Here is a 17,614-nt window from a genome sequence, read left to right on the forward strand (position 1 = left end):
ACGGTGCGGAAACCGCTTTCAGAAAGCGCTTTCTGATAAGGTGTCCGCCACGCTAATGACTGGCTGACCGCAGGGTCAATAGGTCGGCTCGAAGTTTCGCGGCGCGAGACGAAGGGGGCGCGGGTGGGGGAACGGGAACATGGGCCGCACGTCACGCTGCACGTGGTGGCCCGCACCGCCGGGGTCTCGCCGGCCACCGCGTCACGGGCACTGAACGGCACGACGCGGGTCCGTGAGGAGCTGCGGCGGCGGGTGATCGACGCCGCCGACCGGCTGGGCTACATCCCCAACGCCCATGCGCAGGCGCTCGCCAGCGCCTCCAACAACACGGTCGGCGTGATCTGCCACGACGTCGGCGACCCCTACTTCTCGGCGATCGCGGGCGGCGTGATGGCGGCGGCGGCCGAGCGGGACCTGCTCGTCATGCTGGCCAGCACCTTTCGCGCCCCGGACCGGGAGATCGCGTACGTGTCGATGCTGCGCGCGCAGCGGGCCCGCGCGATCCTGCTGATCGGCTCGGGGTTCCAGGACCCGGCGTGGGAAAGGTCGTTGAAGTCCGAGCTCACCCCGTACATACGGGACGGGGGCCGTGTCGCCGTCGTCAGCAGGCACCGCGGCCTCCGCGTCGACACGGTGCAGCCGGAGAACCGGGAGGGTGCGGGCGCTCTGGCGCGGGCGCTGCTGTCCCTGGGCCACCGGGAGTTCGCCGTCCTCACCGGGCCGGAGCGGCTCACCACGGTCGCGGACCGGCTCGCCGGGTTCCGCGACGCGCTGGCCGACGCGGGGGTCGCGCTGCCGCCCGAGCGGATCGTGGAGGGCGCGTTCACCCGGGCCGGCGGCCATGCGGCGGCGGTCGAACTGCTGCGGCGGGGGCGGCGGGTGACGTGCGTCTTCGCGGTGACGGATGTGATGGCCGTGGGGGCGTTGGGCGCGCTGCGGGAGCGGGGGCTTCGGGTGCCGGAGAATGTGTCGCTCGCCGGGTTCGACGACGTGCCGCTGGTCGCTGAACTGGACCCGCCGCTGAGTACCGTGGCGTTGCCGCTGGCCCGGATGGGGCGGGAGGTCATGGGGCTTGCTCTGCGGGAGCGGGGCGTGAGGTCTCGGGTCGAACGGGTTCGGGGGGAGGTGGTGCTGCGGGGCAGTGTGGCTGCGCTCGGCTGAGGAGTCCGCGCGGATTTTTCCCGCCCGCCCACCCGTTTACCCGGCAGTGCCCGGACGCTTCCATCCGTCCTCCGAAAGCGCCGCCCTCCGCAGATGCTCCGCCAGCGCCTGAACCGCCGGTGACGACGGGCCGTTCTTGACCCCCCACGCCAGCAGATGCTGCCGCCGAGCCCACGGATCCTGCAGTTCGCACACGTCCAAGGGCTGGCTCGGGTCGATCGCGCGGCGTGGGACCACCGCCAGGCCGACGCCGGCGGCCGCGAGGGCGACCAGGACGTTCAGGTGGGCGACGCTGGTGCGGTAGCGCGCGACCGGCGCGTGCGGACCGAGGTGCTTCTCTATCCAGCGCCCCAGCGAGGAATCGGCGTCGAGCCCGACGAGCGGGTGCTCGGCGGCCTCCCGGTAGGTCAGCGCGGTGCGCCCGGCGAGCACCCCGCCTGCCTGGCCGATCACTACGAGGGAGTCGTCGCCCAGCGGTTCCGTCTCCAGGCCGCTGTCGCGTGCCTCGTCGTCGACGACCACTCCCAGGTCCGCCTCGCCGTCGGCCAGCTTGCGGACGGTCTGCGGCGTACGGCTTTCGGACACGGTGACGTCGACGTCGGGGTGCGCCCGCAGGAACGAGACCAGGGCGCGCGGCACGAGCCGGTGCATGGCGGAGCCGCCGCTCAGCAGCGTCAGCGGAGCGGCCGGGGAACGGGTGTAGCCCGCCACGGCGCTCTCAAGACGCACGGTCTGCGCGATGACCTCGCGCGCGTGCCGGGCCAGCGTCGTCCCCGCCGGTGTGGGGCGCACGCCCCGGCGGCCGCGGATCAGCAGCTCCACCCCCGCCTGGTGCTCCAGCGAGCGCACCCGGGCGCTCGCCGACGGCAGGCTCAGATGCATCCGGCGGGCGCCCGCCGTGATCGAGCCCTCCGTCACGATGTCGAGGAAGAGCCGCAGATCGTCGAGGTCATAACGCACCCGGCCGAGCCTATGGCCCAGCCTTAGGCTGGGTACACCGATTACGCATTGTGGGCCGGGCGGCCACGGGGTGATGCTCGCCCGATGTCCGAGATCCTGTTCGTCCTGCTCGCCGGTGTCGCCGCCGGGGCGCTGAACTCCGTCGGCGGCGGAGGCACGTTCGTGGCGCTGCCCGCTCTCGTCGCGGTCGGTCTGTCCCCCGTGACGGCGAACGCGTCGGCGACCATCGCCCTGGTGCCCGGCGCGTTGGCAAGCGGCTGGGTCTACCGACGCGAACTCGCCCCGGTCGGTGCGGCGTCCATGCCTGCGCTGACCGCGGTCAGCGCGGTCGGCGGCGCGATCGGCGCCGGTCTGCTGCTCACCCTGCCCGCGGCGTCGTTCGACGCGGCGGTGCCCTGGCTGCTCGCCTTCGCGACGCTGGTGCTCGCCTTCGGACGCCGCCTGTCCCGTACGTTGACCTCGGCCCTCGGCCGCCCGGTCGGCATGAGCTCCCGGGCCATCCTGATCGGCCAGTTCCTTCTCGCCCTGTACGGCGGATACTTCGGCGGTGCCGTAGGCATCCTGATGCTGGCCCTGTGGAGCATCGGCCTGGGCATCGACACCGCGGCGGGCAATCCGGTGCGGGTCACCCAGATCGCGGCCATGTATCTCAGCGCGACCGTGCTGTTCCTCGTCGCCTCGGACGCGCTGAGCGCCCCGCTCGTCATCGCCGGCATGCTGACGGGCTCGCTGATCGGCGGCGTCACCGGCGCGCACTTCGCACGTCGGCTCTCCGCCCGACTGCTGCGGGGCATCATCCTGACCACGGCCGCGACTATGACCGTCCTTTATTTCCTGCGCAGTTGAGGCCGACCGACATGACCGAAGGCAACCCCGGCGGCAACGCCGAGACCATGATGGACGGCGCATCCCCGTACACGGACGCGGCCCGCGCACGTCTGGCGGCCGCCTTCGAGGCGTGCGATCTCGCCGACCTCGCGCGCGCCGCCGTACCGATCGGCGAGCACGAGCTGCGGCCCGACGGCGGCGTCAGCTCCCCCGGTTCCGTGCTGGCCGACGCCGCCCAAGTGCTCGCGGCCGCACGCCGGTTCCTGGAAGCCGCCGCCGTCTTCGAACGGCTCGGCGGCGCGAGCTGGCAGCTCATCGGCGACGTCCTTGGCGTGGACGCACAGGCAGCGCGGGTGCGCTTCGCGTTGGCCGAGGCCCAGGTCCGCGAGGAGCTGCGCCGCCCCGCCCCGGCCGCTTCCCACACCGAGGTGAGCTGGTGGCGTGCGTACGCCAACGGGTCGCCGCTGGAGGCGGCACGCGACCTCGACGACTGGGTACTTCGCCACGCGGACGCGGACGCGGACGCGGACGGAGAGGGGGGTGGTGACGGAGACGGGGACAGCGGCCCCGGCACCTCGCCGGTGTCGGGCGGCCTGGTCCGGGCCGAACCCCAGCGGCCCACCCAGCACAGTCAGTAATCCCGCACCGCCCATCGGCACGGATGATCCACGCCACCGCAGGCCACCCCGCGTGCACCGGCCACCACGTCCCCGATCGTGGCCTGGACGGAGACGGCAACGAGGACAGCGGACCCGGCACCCCACCAGTGTCCGGCGGCCTGATCCGGGCCGAACCCCAACGGCCCACCCAGCACAGTCAGTAATCCCGCACCACCCATCCGCACGGATGATCCGCCCCACCGGAGCCACCCCGCGCGTGTCCTGGATGGAGACGGAGACGGTGACGGAGACGGAGACGGTGACGGTGACGGAGACGGGGACGGGGACAGCGGCCTCGGCACCCCACCAGTCTCCGGCGGCCTGATCCGGACGGAGCCCCCGCCCCAGCCGGCCGCCCACATCCCCACACGTGGCCTGATCTGGCGCCCGGCGTCGCTGCCCGCCTCCCCGGCGGGCCGCGTTCGTGTTCACTTGCCGGGCAAGGGTTGTGCCATGGAAAGGGTGGATCTTGAGCTCGTCCCGACCGTCCGGTCTCACGCGTCGTGCCCTGTTGGGGGCGGGGATGGTTCTGCCGTTGGCGGGCTGCGCGCCGGACGAGCGGCCCGCCGCGGTACGGTCGTCGTCGGCCGCGTCCGCGCCGCCGCCCCGTGAGCACCCCGCCATGGCTCAGGCCGCGTCGCGCCTCGCCGCGCTGGAGCGCGAGCACGACGCGCGTCTGGGGGTGTACGCGCTGGCCACCCGCACCGGCGCCGTGCTCACCCACCGCGCGGACGACCGTTTCGCGTTCTGTTCCACCTTCAAGGCGCTCGCCGCGGCGGCCGTCCTCGACCGGAACCCGCTGAGTCACCTGGACAAGGTCGTCACCTACGGCGAGGCCGACGTCGACTCCATCTCGCCGATCACCAAGGACCATGTCGCGACCGGCATGACCATCAGGCAGCTCTGTGACGCCGCGGTCCGGTACAGCGACGGGACGGCCGGGAATCTGCTGATGCGCGACATCGGCGGGACGCGTCGCCTTACCGCGTATCTGCGGGGGCTCGGCGACGCGGAGAGCCGGATGGATCAGTTCGAGCCCGAGCTGAACGGCAACCGCCCCGGCGATCCACGCGACACCACCACACCCCGTGCCGTCGCCCGCGACTATCAGGAGCTGGTCATCGGCAAGGCGCTGCCCGCACGCAAGCGCGCCCTCCTGAAGGACTGGCTCGAGCGCAGCATCACCGGTGAGAAGCGGATCCGGGCCGGTCTTCCCAAGGGCTGGACGCTGGCCCACAAGACCGGCACAGGAAACTACGGGCGCGCCAACGACATCGCCGTCGTGTGGCCGCCGAACGCCGCGCCGATCGTCCTCGCGATCATGTCGGACCGCTCCGGGTACGACGCCGAACCGAGGGAGGCCCTGATCGCGGAGGCCACGGCGTACGTGACGTCGGCCCTCACCTAGACCGTTACTGCGCCGCCTCCCCCAAGGCGTCGAGCACCGGACGGATCAGCGGGTGCTCCTCCGCGCCGCACCGCACCGCCGCGAACACCCGGCGTGTGGGGGCGACGCCGTCGACCGGGCGGATCACGACCCCCGAGACATCCATGCCCTTCAGCGCGGACCGGGGGACGAGGGCGACCCCCACACCGGCCGAGGCCAGCGCGACCACGGCCCGGAAGTCGTCCGACCAGTGCTCAAGGAGCGGCTGGAACCCGGCCGCCTCGCAGGCGAGGATCACCACGTCGTGGCAGGGGTTCCCCGCGAAGGGGCCGATCCACGCGTCCTTGGCCAGCTCCGCGAGCGGTACGCGCTCGGCCGCCGCGAGCCGGTGGGTCACCGGGAGCACCGCGTCGAACGGCTCCGCGTAGAGCGGGACGCGCGTCAGCCGGGGGTCGTCCGCGCCCGGCGCGCCGCGGTACTCCACGGCCACCGCCACGTCCACCTGCCGGTCGAGCACCATCGGCAGGCTCGCGTCGCCCTCCGCGTCCTGGACCCGCACCCTTATCCCGGGCGCCGACGAGGCAAGCCTGGCGAGGGCGGGACCGACGACCAGGGCGATGCCCGTGGCGAAGGACGCGACGGTCACCGTGCCCGCGGCGCCGGAGCTGTACGCAGCTAGTTCCGCCTCGGCCCGCTCCAATTGGGCGAGGACCGCGTTCGTGTGGGAGAGGAGGATCTCCCCGGCGGGCGTGAGCCGTACGCCCTTGGCGCCGCGCTCCACCAGGCGGTGGCCGGTCTCCTGCTCCAGGGCGGTCAGCTGCTGGGAGACCGCGGAGGGCGTGAGATAGAGCGCGGCGGCAGCCGCCGTCACGGTGCGGTGGTCGGCCACCGCACGGAGGATGTGCAGCCGCCGCGCTTCGATCATGTGGCCAATTCTCCCAAACCGGCGGCCACTCCCCCACCAAGGGTCACGCCTGCACGGCGTCCAGCTCCGCCCGCGCCGCGACGAACGCGTCCACCGCACGGTTCACGTCCTCCGTGGAGTGCGCCGCGGACAGCTGGACCCGGATGCGGGCGGCGCCCTGCGGCACCACCGGGTAGGAGAAGCCGATGACGTACACGCCCCGCTCCAGGAGCAGCTCGGCCATCCGCCCGGCCACCGACGCGTCGCCGATCATGACCGGCGCGATCGCGTGGTCGCCCGGCAGGATGTCGAAGCCCTCCTCGATCATCCGCGACCGGAAGAGCGCGGTGTTCGCGGCGAGGTGTTCCCGCAGGTCACCGGCCGACTCAAGAAGGTCGAGGACCTTCAGGGAGGCGGCGGCGATCACCGGGGCGAGGGTGTTCGAGAAGAGGTACGGGCGCGAGCGCTGGCGAAGCAGCGCGACGATCTCGGCGCGAGCCGCGACGTAGCCGCCCGAGGCACCGCCGAGCGCCTTGCCCAACGTACCGGTGATGATGTCGACGCGGTCCATGACGCCGTGCAGCTCGGGGGTGCCGCGGCCGCCGGGGCCGACGAAGCCGACGGCGTGCGAGTCGTCGACCATGACCATCGCGTCGTAGCGCTCGGCGAGGTCGCAGATCTCCTGGAGCGGGGCGACGTACCCGTCCATGGAGAAGACGCCGTCGGTGACGATGAGCTTGCGGCGCGCGCCGCCCTCGGCGGCCTCCTTCAACTGCTGCTCCAGGTCGGCCATGTCACGGTTGGCGTACCGGAAGCGGCGGGCCTTCGAAAGCCTGATGCCGTCGATGATCGACGCGTGGTTGAGCGCGTCGGAGATGACCGCGTCCTCCGCGCCGAGCAGCGTCTCGAAGACACCGCCGTTGGCGTCGAAGCAGGACGAGTAGAGGATCGTGTCCTCCTGGCCGAGGAACGCGGAGAGGCGCCCCTCCAGCTCCTTGTGCACCTCCTGCGTACCGCAGATGAAGCGCACGGACGCCATGCCGTAGCCCCAGCGGTCCAGGGCCTCGTGCGCGGCGGCGACGACCTCGGGGTGGTCGGCGAGACCGAGGTAGTTGTTCGCGCAGAAGTTCAGTACGTCACCGGGGCGGCCGCCCGCGGTCACCGCGACCGTGGCGGACTGCGGGGTGCCGATGACGCGCTCGGGCTTGTGCAGGCCCGCGGCGGCGATCTCGTCGAGGGTGGCCTGGAGATCGTCGCGTACGGAGTCGAACATGGTGACTTCCTTTAAAGAAGAGGTCGGTCAGGAGGCCAGGAGCAGGAGGGGGTCAGGAGGTCCAGTCGAGGATGACCTTGCCGCCGCGGCCGCTCGCCGCGTCGTCGAAGGCCGCTTCGAAGTCGCGGTGCCCGTAGCGGCCGGTGATCACGGGTGCCAGGTCGAGGCCGCCTTCGAGCAGCACGGACATGGAGTACCAGGTCTCGAACATCTCGCGGCCGTAGATGCCCTTGATCGTGATCATGGAGGTGACGATCCGGGACCAGTCGACGGCGAATTCGTCGGACGGCAGGCCGAGCATGGCGATCTTGCCGCCGTGGGTCATGTTGGCGAGCATGTCGCGCATCGCGACGGGGTTGCCGGACATCTCCAGGCCGACGTCGAAGCCCTCGCGCAGGCCGAGCTCGCGCTGGCCGTCGGCGATGGAGGTCTCGGCCACGTTCAGCGCCAGGCTCGCGCCGACCTTGCGGGCCAGGTCGAGGCGTTCCTCGCTGACGTCGGTGATGACGACGTTGCGGGCCCCCGCGTGCCGGGCCACGGCCGCGGCCATCAGGCCGATCGGTCCCGCGCCGGTGATCAGGACGTCCTCGCCGACCAGCGGGAAGGACAGGGCGGTGTGCACCGCGTTGCCGAACGGGTCGAAGATCGCGGCGACGTCGAGGTCCACCGGGACGCGGTGCACCCACACATTGGAGGCGGGCAGCGCGACGTACTCCGCGAACGCCCCGTCCCTGCCGACGCCGAGCCCGACCGTCGCACGGCACAGATGGCGGCGCCCCGCCTGGCAGTTGCGGCACTTGCCGCACACCAGATGGCCCTCGCCGCTGACCCGGTCGCCGATCTTGATGTCGGCGACGTCACGGCCGGTCTGGACGACCTCGCCGACGAACTCGTGCCCGACGACCAGGGGCGCGGCGATGGCCTGCTGCGCCCAGCCGTCCCAGGCCCGGATGTGCAGGTCCGTGCCGCAGATCCCGGTGCGGAGCACCTTGATCAGGACGTCGCCGTGGCCGATGACCGGCTCCGGCACGTCCATCAGCCGGAGTCCCGGTTCCGCCTTCTCCTTGACCAGCGCCTTCAACGCCACGGCTCCCGTCGTACGTCACTGCTTCCACCGACGACACAGGAATCTTCCCTACGGCGGCGCCCCGGTCCATCGAGGATTTCTTAAGCGCCGCCGCAGCTTTCCTTCAGGCCCGGGCCGTTACCTCTCCTGGCCTCGCTCGAAGTAGGCGATCAGCTCGGGGTCGAGAGCCGGCACCTCCCTCGGCGTGCCCCCGTCCCGCAGCGACTGGGTGGCGCGCACGCCCGCCGCGACCGCCATCCGGGCGGCCACCGGTGAGGTGTCGGTGCGGCCGCCCTCGCGTACGAAGCGGACGAACTCGTCGATGAGCAGCGGGTCGGAGCCGCCGTGCCCGCCCTCGTCCTGCGCGTCCGGCACCGGGTATTCGGCGTCGGCTTCGGGGCGGTAGGACGAGCGCCGCTGGTTCCAGACCTTCACCACTCCCCCCGGGCCGTCGCCGAAGTTCTCCAGGCGGCCCGCGTCCCCGATGACGGTGTAGTTGCGCCAGTAGTCGGGGGTGAAGTGGCACTGCTGGTAGGACGCCAACACCCCGTTGTCGAGGCGCATGTTGACCAGCGAGACGTCCTCGACGTCGATGACGGGGTTGAGGTCGCGCTGGGTGTGCGGCGGCCAGTGGCCGTCCTTGGTGTACCAGTCGTCGGACTTCGGCTCGCCCGGCGCGCGGCGGTGCGGGTTGTCGCCGTAGACCATGAGGTCGCCGAGCGCCTGCACCTGGCGGGTGTAGCCGCCCGCGAGCCAGTGCAGTACGTCGATGTCGTGGGCGGCCTTCTGGAGCAACAGGCTGGTGGTGTGCTGCCGTTCGGCGTGCCAGTCCTTGAAGTACCAGTCGCCTCCGTAGGCGACGAAATGGCGCACCCAGACCGTCTTGACCTCGCCGATCTCGCCGCGCCCGATGATGTCGCGCATCAGCCTGACGACGGGCATGTGGCGCATGTTGTGGCCTACGTAGAGGCGCGTTCCGGTCTCGTAGGCGGTCCGCAGGATCTCGTCGCAGGCCTCGATGCCGATCTCCAGGGGCTTCTCCACGAAGACGGGCTTCTTCTCGCGCAGCGCCTCGCAGGCGAGCTGCGCGTGGGTGTGGTCGGGGGTGAGGATCACGACGGCGTCGACGTCGGGGTCCTCGACGACCTTGCGGTGGTCGGTGGATATCAGGGCGCCGGGGAAGGCCACGGCCGCCTCCGTCCGCGCGGTCACGTCGTGGTCGGCGAGCGCGGTGACGCGGGAGCCCGCGCCGGGCCGGTGCGCGGTGCGGGCTAGCGAACCGCGCAAGCCGTAGCCGAGGACGCCTAGACGGAGGTCGGTCATGGTGTGCCTTTCCGTACAAATACCTGTGCGGGTGCGGGTGTTGCCTATGTACGTGCAGGATGCACGAGTACGTGGGCGAGTGCCACGCGTCCCGTGCCGCTGAGCTTGATCCTTATGTATCTGGCTTCCGCGTCCGTGTCGAGGAGTGTGGGCCGCAATGATCGTCCGGTGACGTGCAGCGTCGTGGCGTCGGCGAAGTCGGCGGTCCTCGCGAACTGGACGTCGAAGTCGGCGGTGGTCATGGCGGTGTTGTTCCAGACCTCGACCTGCCCCACCCGCCGCGCCTCGCCGAGGTCGACCTGCCACCAGGCGCCCGGTTCGGAGAGCGTGCGGGTGTCGGTGGAGGTGTCCCCGTCGGTCGCGTACGCCGCGTCGGCGGCGCCGTCCGTGGAGGACTGGGACGCGATGCCTTCGCGGGCGAGGTCCGGGCGGAGCTGTTCGGCCGGCGTCCCGTGCGCGCCCGCGCGAGCCGCCACGGCGAGCGCCTGTGCGGGCAGCCGGTCGAGCCCGGTGTGGTTGTCCTCCATCGTCGATCCGGTGCCCGAGAGTGCCGGCGCGTCGGTGTCGGTCCAGTTGCCGGTGGCGTGGTTCTGGATGCCGTAATCGGCCCAGTTGGACACCCACTTGTAGCCGATGCGGGTGATGACGTTGCCTTCGACGCGGATGTACGAGGACTGCTCGTCGAGGTAGATGCCGTTGCCGTCCCGCTCGGTGTTGCCGTGGGCGGAGCGGTTGATGTAGTTGCCGGAGACGACCGTGCCGGGCTGTGCACCCTGGGTGTAGACGGCGCCGCCGTCGTGCTGGGCGTGCTCGACGCGCATCACGTTCGTGATCCGGTTGTTCGTGATGCGGTTGTCGCGCAGGACGGACTTCTGCGCCTCGGGCTGGTTCCAGCCCCAGCCCACCGAGATGCCCGAGTAGGGCAGATCGTCGATGGTGTTGTGGTCGACGACCGAACCGGCCTCGTATCCGGCCCAGATGCCCACGGCGTCGGTGTACTCGACGCCGACCCGGCGGATCGTGTTGTACGCGACGGTGTTGCGCTCACCCGCGAGGTCCGCGGCCGGGTTCGGCTCGGTGTCGCCGACGTACGCGGCGCCGGACGACAGATCGGTGAAGCGGGAGCGGGTGACCGATGAGTCCTTGGTGCCGGACTCCAGGATGACGCCGGCACCGCCCAGATGCGTGAACTCGCTCTTGCTGACGTCCACATGACGGCCGCCGCGCACCGTGAGGGCGGCGCTCGGCTTGGTGTAGAAGCGGCCCGCGTGGTCGACGGGCCCGGTGGCGCCCGTGAGGGTGAGGCCCGCCTGTGTGCCCGCGTAGCCCTCGTCGGTTGAGGGCTGACCGTACGCGGCGTACGCGAAGCCGATGCCTTCGATCCGCAGGTCATGGGCGCCGTCGACGACCATGAGCCGCTCGGTCGCCGGGGTGAGCACGCGCGCGTGCCGCATGTCCTCGCCCTCGCGCGGCAGATACGTGACGGTGCGGTCCTCGGCGTCCCAGACGAACTCGCCCGGCTTGTCGAGGAGTTCACGGGCGTTCTCGAAGAAGGCCACTCCGGAGTAGCGCGACGAGTCGACCGTCGTGGAGTCCCAGGCGGGGCCCGTACGGTTCGTGCCGCTCGCGGAGTTGGTCCAACAGGGCTGCGCGAAGGTGAGGTTGTCCCCTTCGACGCCCGCGATCCGGCAGTGGTAGTTGCGCCAGCGGACCTTGACGACGGCCTCCGCGCCGGTGGGCCGCCGCCACTTGGCGATGCCGGTGGCCGTGGCGCCCGTCATGCCGGTCTTCGTCGCGTCACAGGTGCTCGCGGCACAGGCCGCGCCCCGCGCGCGCACCGCCCGTTCGCCGTCGACGAAGAGCTGGCGCGGGGTGAGACCTTCGGGGACCTCGGCGCTCCAGGTGCCGTCGGCGCCTTCGGACCAGCCCTCGATCGCCCGGCCGCCGGAGAACACCGGCTGGGCCCCGCGCGCCGCGGTCCAGGTGACGGTGTGCCCGTCGCGCCCGGAGTCCGCGGCGCCCAGCTTCAGCGGCTCGCTCATCTCGTAGGTGCCGTCGGCGAGTTCGATGCGTACGTCCTGTCCGCCGACCTCGCGCGCGGCGTCACGGGCGGCTTGCGGGGAGCAGGGCCGGGTGGCGGAACAGGACTCGCCCGAGCCGTTCGGGGCCGCGTGGAGAAACGCCGGGCCTTGGTCGGCATGGGCGGCCGTCTGCGGCGCGATGACGGCGCCGACGGCCGCCACGGCGAGCGCCGCCGTCGCGATGCGTGGGCGCCTCACTTGGCGGTGTGGGCGCTTCACTTGGCGACACCCCAGTCCGGGTGGCCCGGCATGGGCGGGTTGTCGAGGTCGAACAGCCAGTGGTTCAGGAAGGTGCCGACCGAGGCGTCGCCGGTGACCTTGACGGCGTTGTCGACGAAGTCCTGGGTGGCGGCGTTGGAGTGCCGGTGCTTGATCAGCCACGACTTCATGACCGCGTCGAACTTCTCCTGCCCGATCTGCTGGTTGAGGGCGTAGAGGGTGACGGCGGCGCCGTCGTAGATGTTGAAGCCGCCGAGCCCGGTGGGCTTTCCGGGCGGGCCGTCGGTCTTGCGGACGGCGTCCAGCTTGGCGTACGCGGTCTTCATCTTCTCTTCGAGGGGCTGAAAGCCCTTCTGGTCCGCCCAGACGGCCGCGTAGTAGACGGCGGGTCCCTCGTTCATCCAGGCGTCCTGCCAGGTGGCGGGGGTGACGGAGTCGCCGAACCACTGGTGGGTCAGCTCATGGACCATGGTGGTCGAGTAGGTGGGGCGGTCGAACCACGAAGGACCGAAGAGCGACAGGGTTTGATTTTCCAACGCGTCGCTGTAGCCGTCCCGGACGATCTGCACGCCGTAGGTGTCGAACGGGTAGCGCACGCCGAGCGTCTTCTCCAGCCAGGCCAGCTGGCCGCCTGTCTCCTCGGCGATGGGCTTGTACTTGGCCTGCTGGTCCTCGGGGACGAGGTGGCGCAGCTTCACTCCGTGCGGGCCGCGTCCGTAGAGGTAGGTCTGCTTGTTGACGGATATGCCGAGCAGCTCGGGCGCCATGGGGGACTTGAGGGAGAAGTCCCAGGTCTTCTTGGATCCGGCGTCGCGGGTTCCGGTGAGGTTGCCGTTGGCGCCGGGCGTCCAGCCGTCGGGGGCGGTGAGGTGGAAGGACCAGGTGGCCTTGTCGGACGGGTGGTCGTTGACCGGCGCGAAGGTGTCCGCGCGGGAGGCCTGGGCGGCGGAGGCGAAGCCGCCGTCGGACATGTGGCGCCAGCCGGGGGCGCCGACCGGCTTGGTCTTGCCGTTGCCGTGGTAGGTCAGCTCGACGTCGAAGGCGGCATCGTCCCGCAGGGCCGCCGCCGGGGTGACGGTGAGCTCCTGGCCGGACTGGCCCTGGCCGACCGTCCAGGTGGCCTTCGTTCCGTTGACCTCGATGGCGTCGATGGCCAGCGAGTCGACGTCGAGGTTGAAGGACGACAGGTCCTGGGTGGCTCTCGCCGCGATCTTCATGGTGCCGGTGAAGTCGTACGTCACCGGCGTGAAGCCGAAGGAGAGGTCGTAGTGGCGTACGTCGTAGCCGCCGTTGCCGAGCGTCGGGAACAGCGGGTCGCCGAGACCGTCCGAACCCGGGGTCGGTTCGAAGGGCGCGGCATGGGCGGGGAGGGCGAGCGCGAGAGTGGCGGCCACGGCTGCGGTCGCCGTCGCGGCACGGACGGTCCGGGTACTGCGAGCACGTACGGTTCGGGTCCTGTTCTCAGCCATGGGGCCGCAACGTAGTAATCGCTTACCGTCAGCGTCAACACCCTCGACCGGCCTCTCCGTTGACGAAATCTTCGCCCAGTCCCTGGCGCACGGGCGTTCACCAGTACACGCTTACTGCGTATCCACCGCAACGAAAGGGGGCGGCCCCAGTGCCGCGACGGGCGACGGTCATCGACGTGGCACGGCGGGCGGAGGTCTCATCGGCCACCGTCTCCCGCGTCCTCAACGGCAACTACCCGGTCGCACAAGCCACCCGCGAACGCGTCGAGGCGGCCGTCCGCGAACTCGGCTATGTCGTCAACGCCCATGCGCGGGCGCTGGCCGGGACCTCGAGCCGGACGGTCGGCATCATCGTGCACGACGTCGTCGACCCGTTCTTCGCGCACATCGCGCGCGGCGTCGAACGGGCCGCGTCGCAGGCCGGGCGCCTGTGCATGGTCTGCTGCACCCACGGCGACCCACAGCGCGAGCTGGCCTTCGTCGACCTGCTGCACGAGCAGCGTGCGGACGCGGTGGTCCTGGTCGGCGGCGCCCACTCCGATCGCGCGTACGCCCGCGAAGTCGCCCGCAGGGCACGGGATCTGCACTCCGGCGGGGCGCGTCTGGTGCTGTGCGGCAGGCCGTCGGTGGGCCGGGACGTGCCGACCCTGTCGGTGGAGTACGACAACGAAGGGGGCGCCTTCGCCCTCACCGACCACCTCCTCACCCAGGGCCACGAACGCATCCTCTACCTGGGCGGCCCGCCCGACCTCTCCACCACCCGCGACCGCCTCGCGGGCCACCGCAGGGCCCTGGAGCTGCGCGGCGTCGCACCCGCGCCCGAGCTGGTGCACACCGGCGCGTTCAGCCCCGCCTTCGGGCACCGCAGGCTGACCGGACTCCTCGCGTCCGGGCTGACGTTCAGCGCCGTCTTCGCGGCCAACGACATGGTGGCGATCGGCGCACTGCAGGCCCTGGAGGAGGCGGGCCTGCGGGTCCCCGACGACGTCTCCCTGGTCGGCTACGACGATGTGCCCGCCGCCCAGGTCCTGCGTCCGCGCCTGACCACCGTGCACGTACCGCTGGAGGAGATGGGCCGGCAGGCGGTGCGGATCGCGGTGCCCGACGCGGAGTCCGACGCGTGGCAGCCGCCGCCGGAGGGCGGCCTGAAGCTGGGCACGCACATCGTGGTGCGGGACTCGGTGGCGGCACGGCGGGGCGGGGCGCCGCGGCTTTGACCGGAGCGGCGGGGTGAAGTAACCGGTTAACCCTCGGCGGCGGCCGCTCCCGTCCGCGCCGGGACAGAAAGAACGTAGAAAGATTCCAGACCCTCTTGCGCCGCATAGCAACCGCTTACATGCTGTCGCGGAATCGCTCACGCACGCCTCACTCCCTCACTTCGACGCCCTGACGCCTCATGGGAGTTCTCTATGCGCACGCCCCTCTCCGGCTCCACCGGGCCAAGACGCCGCACGCTCCTGGCCGCGAGTGCCGCATCCGCCGTCGTGTCGCTGTCGGCCGGCGGCACGGCGTGGGGCGCCCCGGACGCGGACCCGTACGACGCCCTGCTCACCCGTGCGCGGACACAGCTCACCGGCGGCACGTTCGACGCCGCCGACCCGGACTTCGCGGCGGCGCTGAAGGTCCTGGACACCCAGGCGTCCGGCTGGTGGCGGGAGTTGGACCGGTCCGCGGGACGGACCGCCCTGTGGGCCGACCTCTCCCCCGCGAAGGATCCGGGCAACTTCGGCCAGAGCTACACCCGCCTGCGCACGATCGCGACCGCATGGGCCACCCCCGGCACCTCCCTGACGGACAGCGCCGAAGCGGCCGAAGCCCTCCTCGACGCCCTGCGCTTCCTGCACTCCGAGGCCTATCGACCCGACCGCCCCGAAGCCGGCAACTGGTGGTTCTGGGAGATCGGCGCACCCCGCGCCCTGATGGACACCTGCGTACTGCTGCGGGACGGACTCCCGGCGGCCGACCTGACCGCGTACGTCTCCACCGTCGCCAAGTTCTGCCCGGACCCGGACCGCCGCACCAACGCCCCGACCCTGTCCGAGACCGGCGCCAACCGCGCCGACAAGGCCGTCATCGTGGCGCTGCGCGGACTCCTCGCCCGCGACGCCGCCACCCTCGCACTGGCCCGCGACGGTCTCTCCGACGTCCGGGACAAGGGCAAGAACAGCCTGTTCACGTACGTCACTTCGGGCGACGGGTTCTATGAGGACGGGTCGTTCGTGCAGCACGGCTCCGTCGCGTACACGGGTACGTACGGCAGTGTCCTGCTCGGCAGCGCGGGCCAGCTGATCGCGCTGCTCGCCGGCTCGGAGTGGGCCGTCACCGATCCGAAGACGTCCGTGCTGTACGAGGCGGTGGAACGGACCTTCTCGCCCGTCGTCTTCGACGGACTGATGATGGACGCGCTGCGCGGCAGGGCGATCTCCCGCGAGAAGGCGCCGGACCACCAGGACGGCGCGGCGGCCCTCGGCCACATCCTGCAACTGGCGACCGGCGCCCCGGCCGCCTACGCCGAGCGCTGGCGCGCACTGGCCAAGGGGTGGATGGGCCGCAACAAGACCAATCCCTACCTGGGCCTGGTCGGCGTACCCGCGCTCGCCCGCGCCAAGGCCGTGCTCGACGACCCCGCCGTGCCGGCTGCCGACCGGCTCACCGGGCACTTCGCCTTCGCCGACATGGACCGCGTGGTGCACCGGCGCCCCGGCTGGGCGCTCACCCTCTCGCTCTCCTCGCAGCGCATCGCCGCGTACGAGGCGGGCAACGGCGAGAACCTGCACGGCTGGTACACCGGCGACGGCATGGCCTATCTCTACGACGGCGACGACCTCGGGCAGTTCGGGGACGGCTTCTGGGCGACGGTCGATCCGTACCGCCTTCCGGGCACCACCGTGGACACCCGGCCGCGCACCGACATCGGCACCGGCGGCGGTACCGGCACCTACCGCCCGAAGAATGCCGTCGCGGGCGGCGCGGTCCTCGACGGCCGGTACGGCGCGGCCGCGATGGAACTCATCGCCGACGGCAGCACCCTGCGCGCCAAGAAGAGCTGGTTCTTCCTCGACAACGCGGTCGTCGCCCTGGGCGCCGACATCACGGCGAGCGACGGACGCACGATCGAGACGGTCGTGGAGAACCGCAATCTGCACGCCGCCGGAACCCCGCGGCTCACGGTCGACGGCCGGCGTCAGCCCTCCCACACCGGCTGGTCGGCGGCACTGCCCGACGCCAACTGGGCCCACCTGGAAGGCACGGGCGGCTATGTCTTCGCGGAATCGCCGAAGCCGCCGAAGTCGCCGAAGTCGCCGGAGCCACCCGACAGCGCCCCCGACGGCCCCCGCCTGCACGCCCTGCGCGAGGACCGGACCGGCACCTGGCGGGCCATCAACACCGGTGCCGACACCGGCGGCAGCACCACGCCCGTCACCCGCCGCTATCTGACCTTGTGGCTCGACCACGGCACCTCCCCCTCTTCCTCCTCGTACGCCTATGTCCTGCTCCCCGGCGCGAGCGCCGCCGCGACCGCCGCCTGGGCCAAGTCCCGGCCGGTCCATGTCGTGGCCAACGACGCCACCGCCCAGGCCGTCGAGGCCCGCCGCTCCGGCCTCCTCGCCGCACACTTCTGGCGGGCGGGGAGCTCGGCGGGCATCACGGCGTCGGGCCCCTGCACGGTGCTCGTGCGGCGGAACGACGACGGCGTCGCGCTGGCCGTGGCCGACCCGGGCCGCACGGGCGCGACGGTCACACTCGAACTCCCCTTCCCCGTACGGGAAGTGATCCGCGCCGATGACACGGTGACCGTCACGCCGGGCCGCCGCCCCGTCGCCACCGTCCGCGTCGAGGGCTCGCGCGGCCATTCGCACACGGCGGCCATGCGATGACCCCAACCCGACCGCCCTGCGTCGAGGGCTCGCGCGGCCACTCGCACAAGCCGGCCCCGCAGTGACCCGACCGCCCTGCCCCGCTCGCCACACGCCCGCCTCGCCGGACGTACACCTCGCGCCCCGACCTACGCCGCGTCGTGCCCGACCTGCACCCCGCACCCGACCCACGACTTGCCTCGCCGGGCTTGCACCCGCGCCCCGCACCCCGACCCACGACTTACCTTGCCCGACACGCACCCGCGCCCCGCACGCCCACCCACGACTTACCTCGCCCGACAGCACCTCGCACCCCGACCCACGCCTCATCCTGCCCGACCTGCACCCCGCACCCGACCCACGACTTGCCTCGCCGGGCTTGCACCCGCGCCCCGCACCCCGACCCACGACTTACCTTGCCCGACAC

Annotated in this window: 14 protein-coding genes; 7 read left to right on the plus strand and 7 right to left on the minus strand. The window is 71.8% G+C overall.

Features of this window, described 5'->3' with window-relative positions:
• Positions 1-123: 123 nt before the first annotated feature.
• Complete coding sequence (locus tag ACFWY6_RS06195) at positions 124-1,161, plus strand: LacI family DNA-binding transcriptional regulator (protein ID WP_384686901.1); 1,038 nt, start codon at positions 124-126, stop codon at positions 1,159-1,161.
• A 36-nt stretch (positions 1,162-1,197) separates the two neighbouring features.
• Here the strand turns inward: ACFWY6_RS06195 and ACFWY6_RS06200 are convergent, their stop codons facing one another.
• Positions 1,198-2,121, minus strand: coding sequence for a LysR family transcriptional regulator (locus tag ACFWY6_RS06200; RefSeq protein WP_384686904.1), 924 nt, complete (start codon positions 2,119-2,121; stop codon positions 1,198-1,200).
• A gap of 84 nt (positions 2,122-2,205) precedes the next feature.
• Between ACFWY6_RS06200 and ACFWY6_RS06205 the strand changes: the two genes are divergently transcribed.
• From ACFWY6_RS06205 to bla, 4 genes are all read left to right on the plus strand, one after another.
• Complete coding sequence (locus ACFWY6_RS06205) at positions 2,206-2,967, plus strand: sulfite exporter TauE/SafE family protein (protein ID WP_384686906.1); 762 nt, start codon at positions 2,206-2,208, stop codon at positions 2,965-2,967.
• Between the two features lie 11 nt (positions 2,968-2,978).
• On the plus strand, positions 2,979-3,587 hold the full coding sequence (locus tag ACFWY6_RS06210) for a hypothetical protein (RefSeq protein WP_384686908.1): 609 nt from the start codon (positions 2,979-2,981) through the stop codon (positions 3,585-3,587).
• A 208-nt stretch (positions 3,588-3,795) separates the two neighbouring features.
• Positions 3,796-3,933: a hypothetical protein gene (locus tag ACFWY6_RS06215; protein WP_384686910.1), complete on the plus strand. Its 138-nt coding sequence runs from the start codon at positions 3,796-3,798 to the stop codon at positions 3,931-3,933.
• A 198-nt stretch (positions 3,934-4,131) separates the two neighbouring features.
• Complete coding sequence (gene bla, locus ACFWY6_RS06220; RefSeq protein ID WP_384686912.1) at positions 4,132-5,016, plus strand: class A beta-lactamase; 885 nt, start codon at positions 4,132-4,134, stop codon at positions 5,014-5,016.
• Positions 5,017-5,020: 4 nt separating this feature from the next.
• Here bla and ACFWY6_RS06225 read toward each other — a convergent pair whose 3' ends face one another.
• The 6 genes from ACFWY6_RS06225 to ACFWY6_RS06250 all read right to left on the minus strand — a co-directional run bounded on the left by ACFWY6_RS06225 (position 5,021) and on the right by ACFWY6_RS06250 (position 13,330).
• Positions 5,021-5,920, minus strand: coding sequence for a LysR family transcriptional regulator (locus ACFWY6_RS06225; protein ID WP_365500841.1), 900 nt, complete (start codon positions 5,918-5,920; stop codon positions 5,021-5,023).
• A 43-nt stretch (positions 5,921-5,963) separates the two neighbouring features.
• Positions 5,964-7,172, minus strand: coding sequence for a glycine C-acetyltransferase (locus ACFWY6_RS06230; RefSeq protein WP_384686915.1), 1,209 nt, complete (start codon positions 7,170-7,172; stop codon positions 5,964-5,966).
• Between the two features lie 52 nt (positions 7,173-7,224).
• Positions 7,225-8,253: an L-threonine 3-dehydrogenase gene (gene tdh, locus ACFWY6_RS06235; RefSeq protein WP_384686941.1), complete on the minus strand. Its 1,029-nt coding sequence runs from the start codon at positions 8,251-8,253 to the stop codon at positions 7,225-7,227.
• A gap of 123 nt (positions 8,254-8,376) precedes the next feature.
• A complete protein-coding gene (locus ACFWY6_RS06240) occupies positions 8,377-9,561 on the minus strand; it encodes a Gfo/Idh/MocA family oxidoreductase (RefSeq protein ID WP_360775135.1) in 1,185 nt (394 codons plus the stop codon).
• 44 nt (positions 9,562-9,605) lie between these two features.
• Positions 9,606-11,861: a right-handed parallel beta-helix repeat-containing protein gene (locus ACFWY6_RS06245; RefSeq protein ID WP_384686917.1), complete on the minus strand. Its 2,256-nt coding sequence runs from the start codon at positions 11,859-11,861 to the stop codon at positions 9,606-9,608.
• Complete coding sequence (locus ACFWY6_RS06250; RefSeq protein WP_384686919.1) at positions 11,858-13,330, minus strand: M1 family metallopeptidase; 1,473 nt, start codon at positions 13,328-13,330, stop codon at positions 11,858-11,860. Before ACFWY6_RS06250 ends, ACFWY6_RS06245 begins: the two co-directional genes overlap by 4 nt.
• A 149-nt stretch (positions 13,331-13,479) precedes the next feature.
• Between ACFWY6_RS06250 and ACFWY6_RS06255 the strand changes: the two genes are divergently transcribed.
• Complete coding sequence (locus ACFWY6_RS06255) at positions 13,480-14,547, plus strand: LacI family DNA-binding transcriptional regulator (protein WP_384686921.1); 1,068 nt, start codon at positions 13,480-13,482, stop codon at positions 14,545-14,547.
• A 192-nt stretch (positions 14,548-14,739) separates the two neighbouring features.
• A complete protein-coding gene (locus ACFWY6_RS06260; protein WP_384686923.1) occupies positions 14,740-17,208 on the plus strand; it encodes a polysaccharide lyase 8 family protein in 2,469 nt (822 codons plus the stop codon).
• Positions 17,209-17,614 lie beyond the last annotated feature (406 nt).

Origin of the sequence: Streptomyces sp. NPDC059037, assembly GCF_042740015.1 — a bacterium.
GTDB lineage: Bacteria > Actinomycetota > Actinomycetes > Streptomycetales > Streptomycetaceae > Streptomyces.

Bases quoted from the DNA above. Each gene is read 5' to 3' on its own strand.
- ACFWY6_RS06250 (WP_384686919.1), bottom strand. From the start codon at position 13,330: ATGGCTGAGAACAGGACCCGAACCGTACGTGCTCGCAGTACCCGGACC.
- ACFWY6_RS06260 (WP_384686923.1), top strand. From the start codon at position 14,740: ATGCGCACGCCCCTCTCCGGCTCCACCGGGCCAAGACGCCGCACGCTC.
- ACFWY6_RS06240 (WP_360775135.1), bottom strand. From the start codon at position 9,561: ATGACCGACCTCCGTCTAGGCGTCCTCGGCTACGGCTTGCGCGGTTCG.
- ACFWY6_RS06225 (WP_365500841.1), bottom strand. From the start codon at position 5,920: ATGATCGAAGCGCGGCGGCTGCACATCCTCCGTGCGGTGGCCGACCAC.
- ACFWY6_RS06230 (WP_384686915.1), bottom strand. From the start codon at position 7,172: ATGTTCGACTCCGTACGCGACGATCTCCAGGCCACCCTCGACGAGATC.
- bla (WP_384686912.1), top strand. From the start codon at position 4,132: ATGGTTCTGCCGTTGGCGGGCTGCGCGCCGGACGAGCGGCCCGCCGCG.
- ACFWY6_RS06210 (WP_384686908.1), top strand. From the start codon at position 2,979: ATGACCGAAGGCAACCCCGGCGGCAACGCCGAGACCATGATGGACGGC.
- ACFWY6_RS06215 (WP_384686910.1), top strand. From the start codon at position 3,796: ATGATCCGCCCCACCGGAGCCACCCCGCGCGTGTCCTGGATGGAGACG.
- ACFWY6_RS06205 (WP_384686906.1), top strand. From the start codon at position 2,206: ATGTCCGAGATCCTGTTCGTCCTGCTCGCCGGTGTCGCCGCCGGGGCG.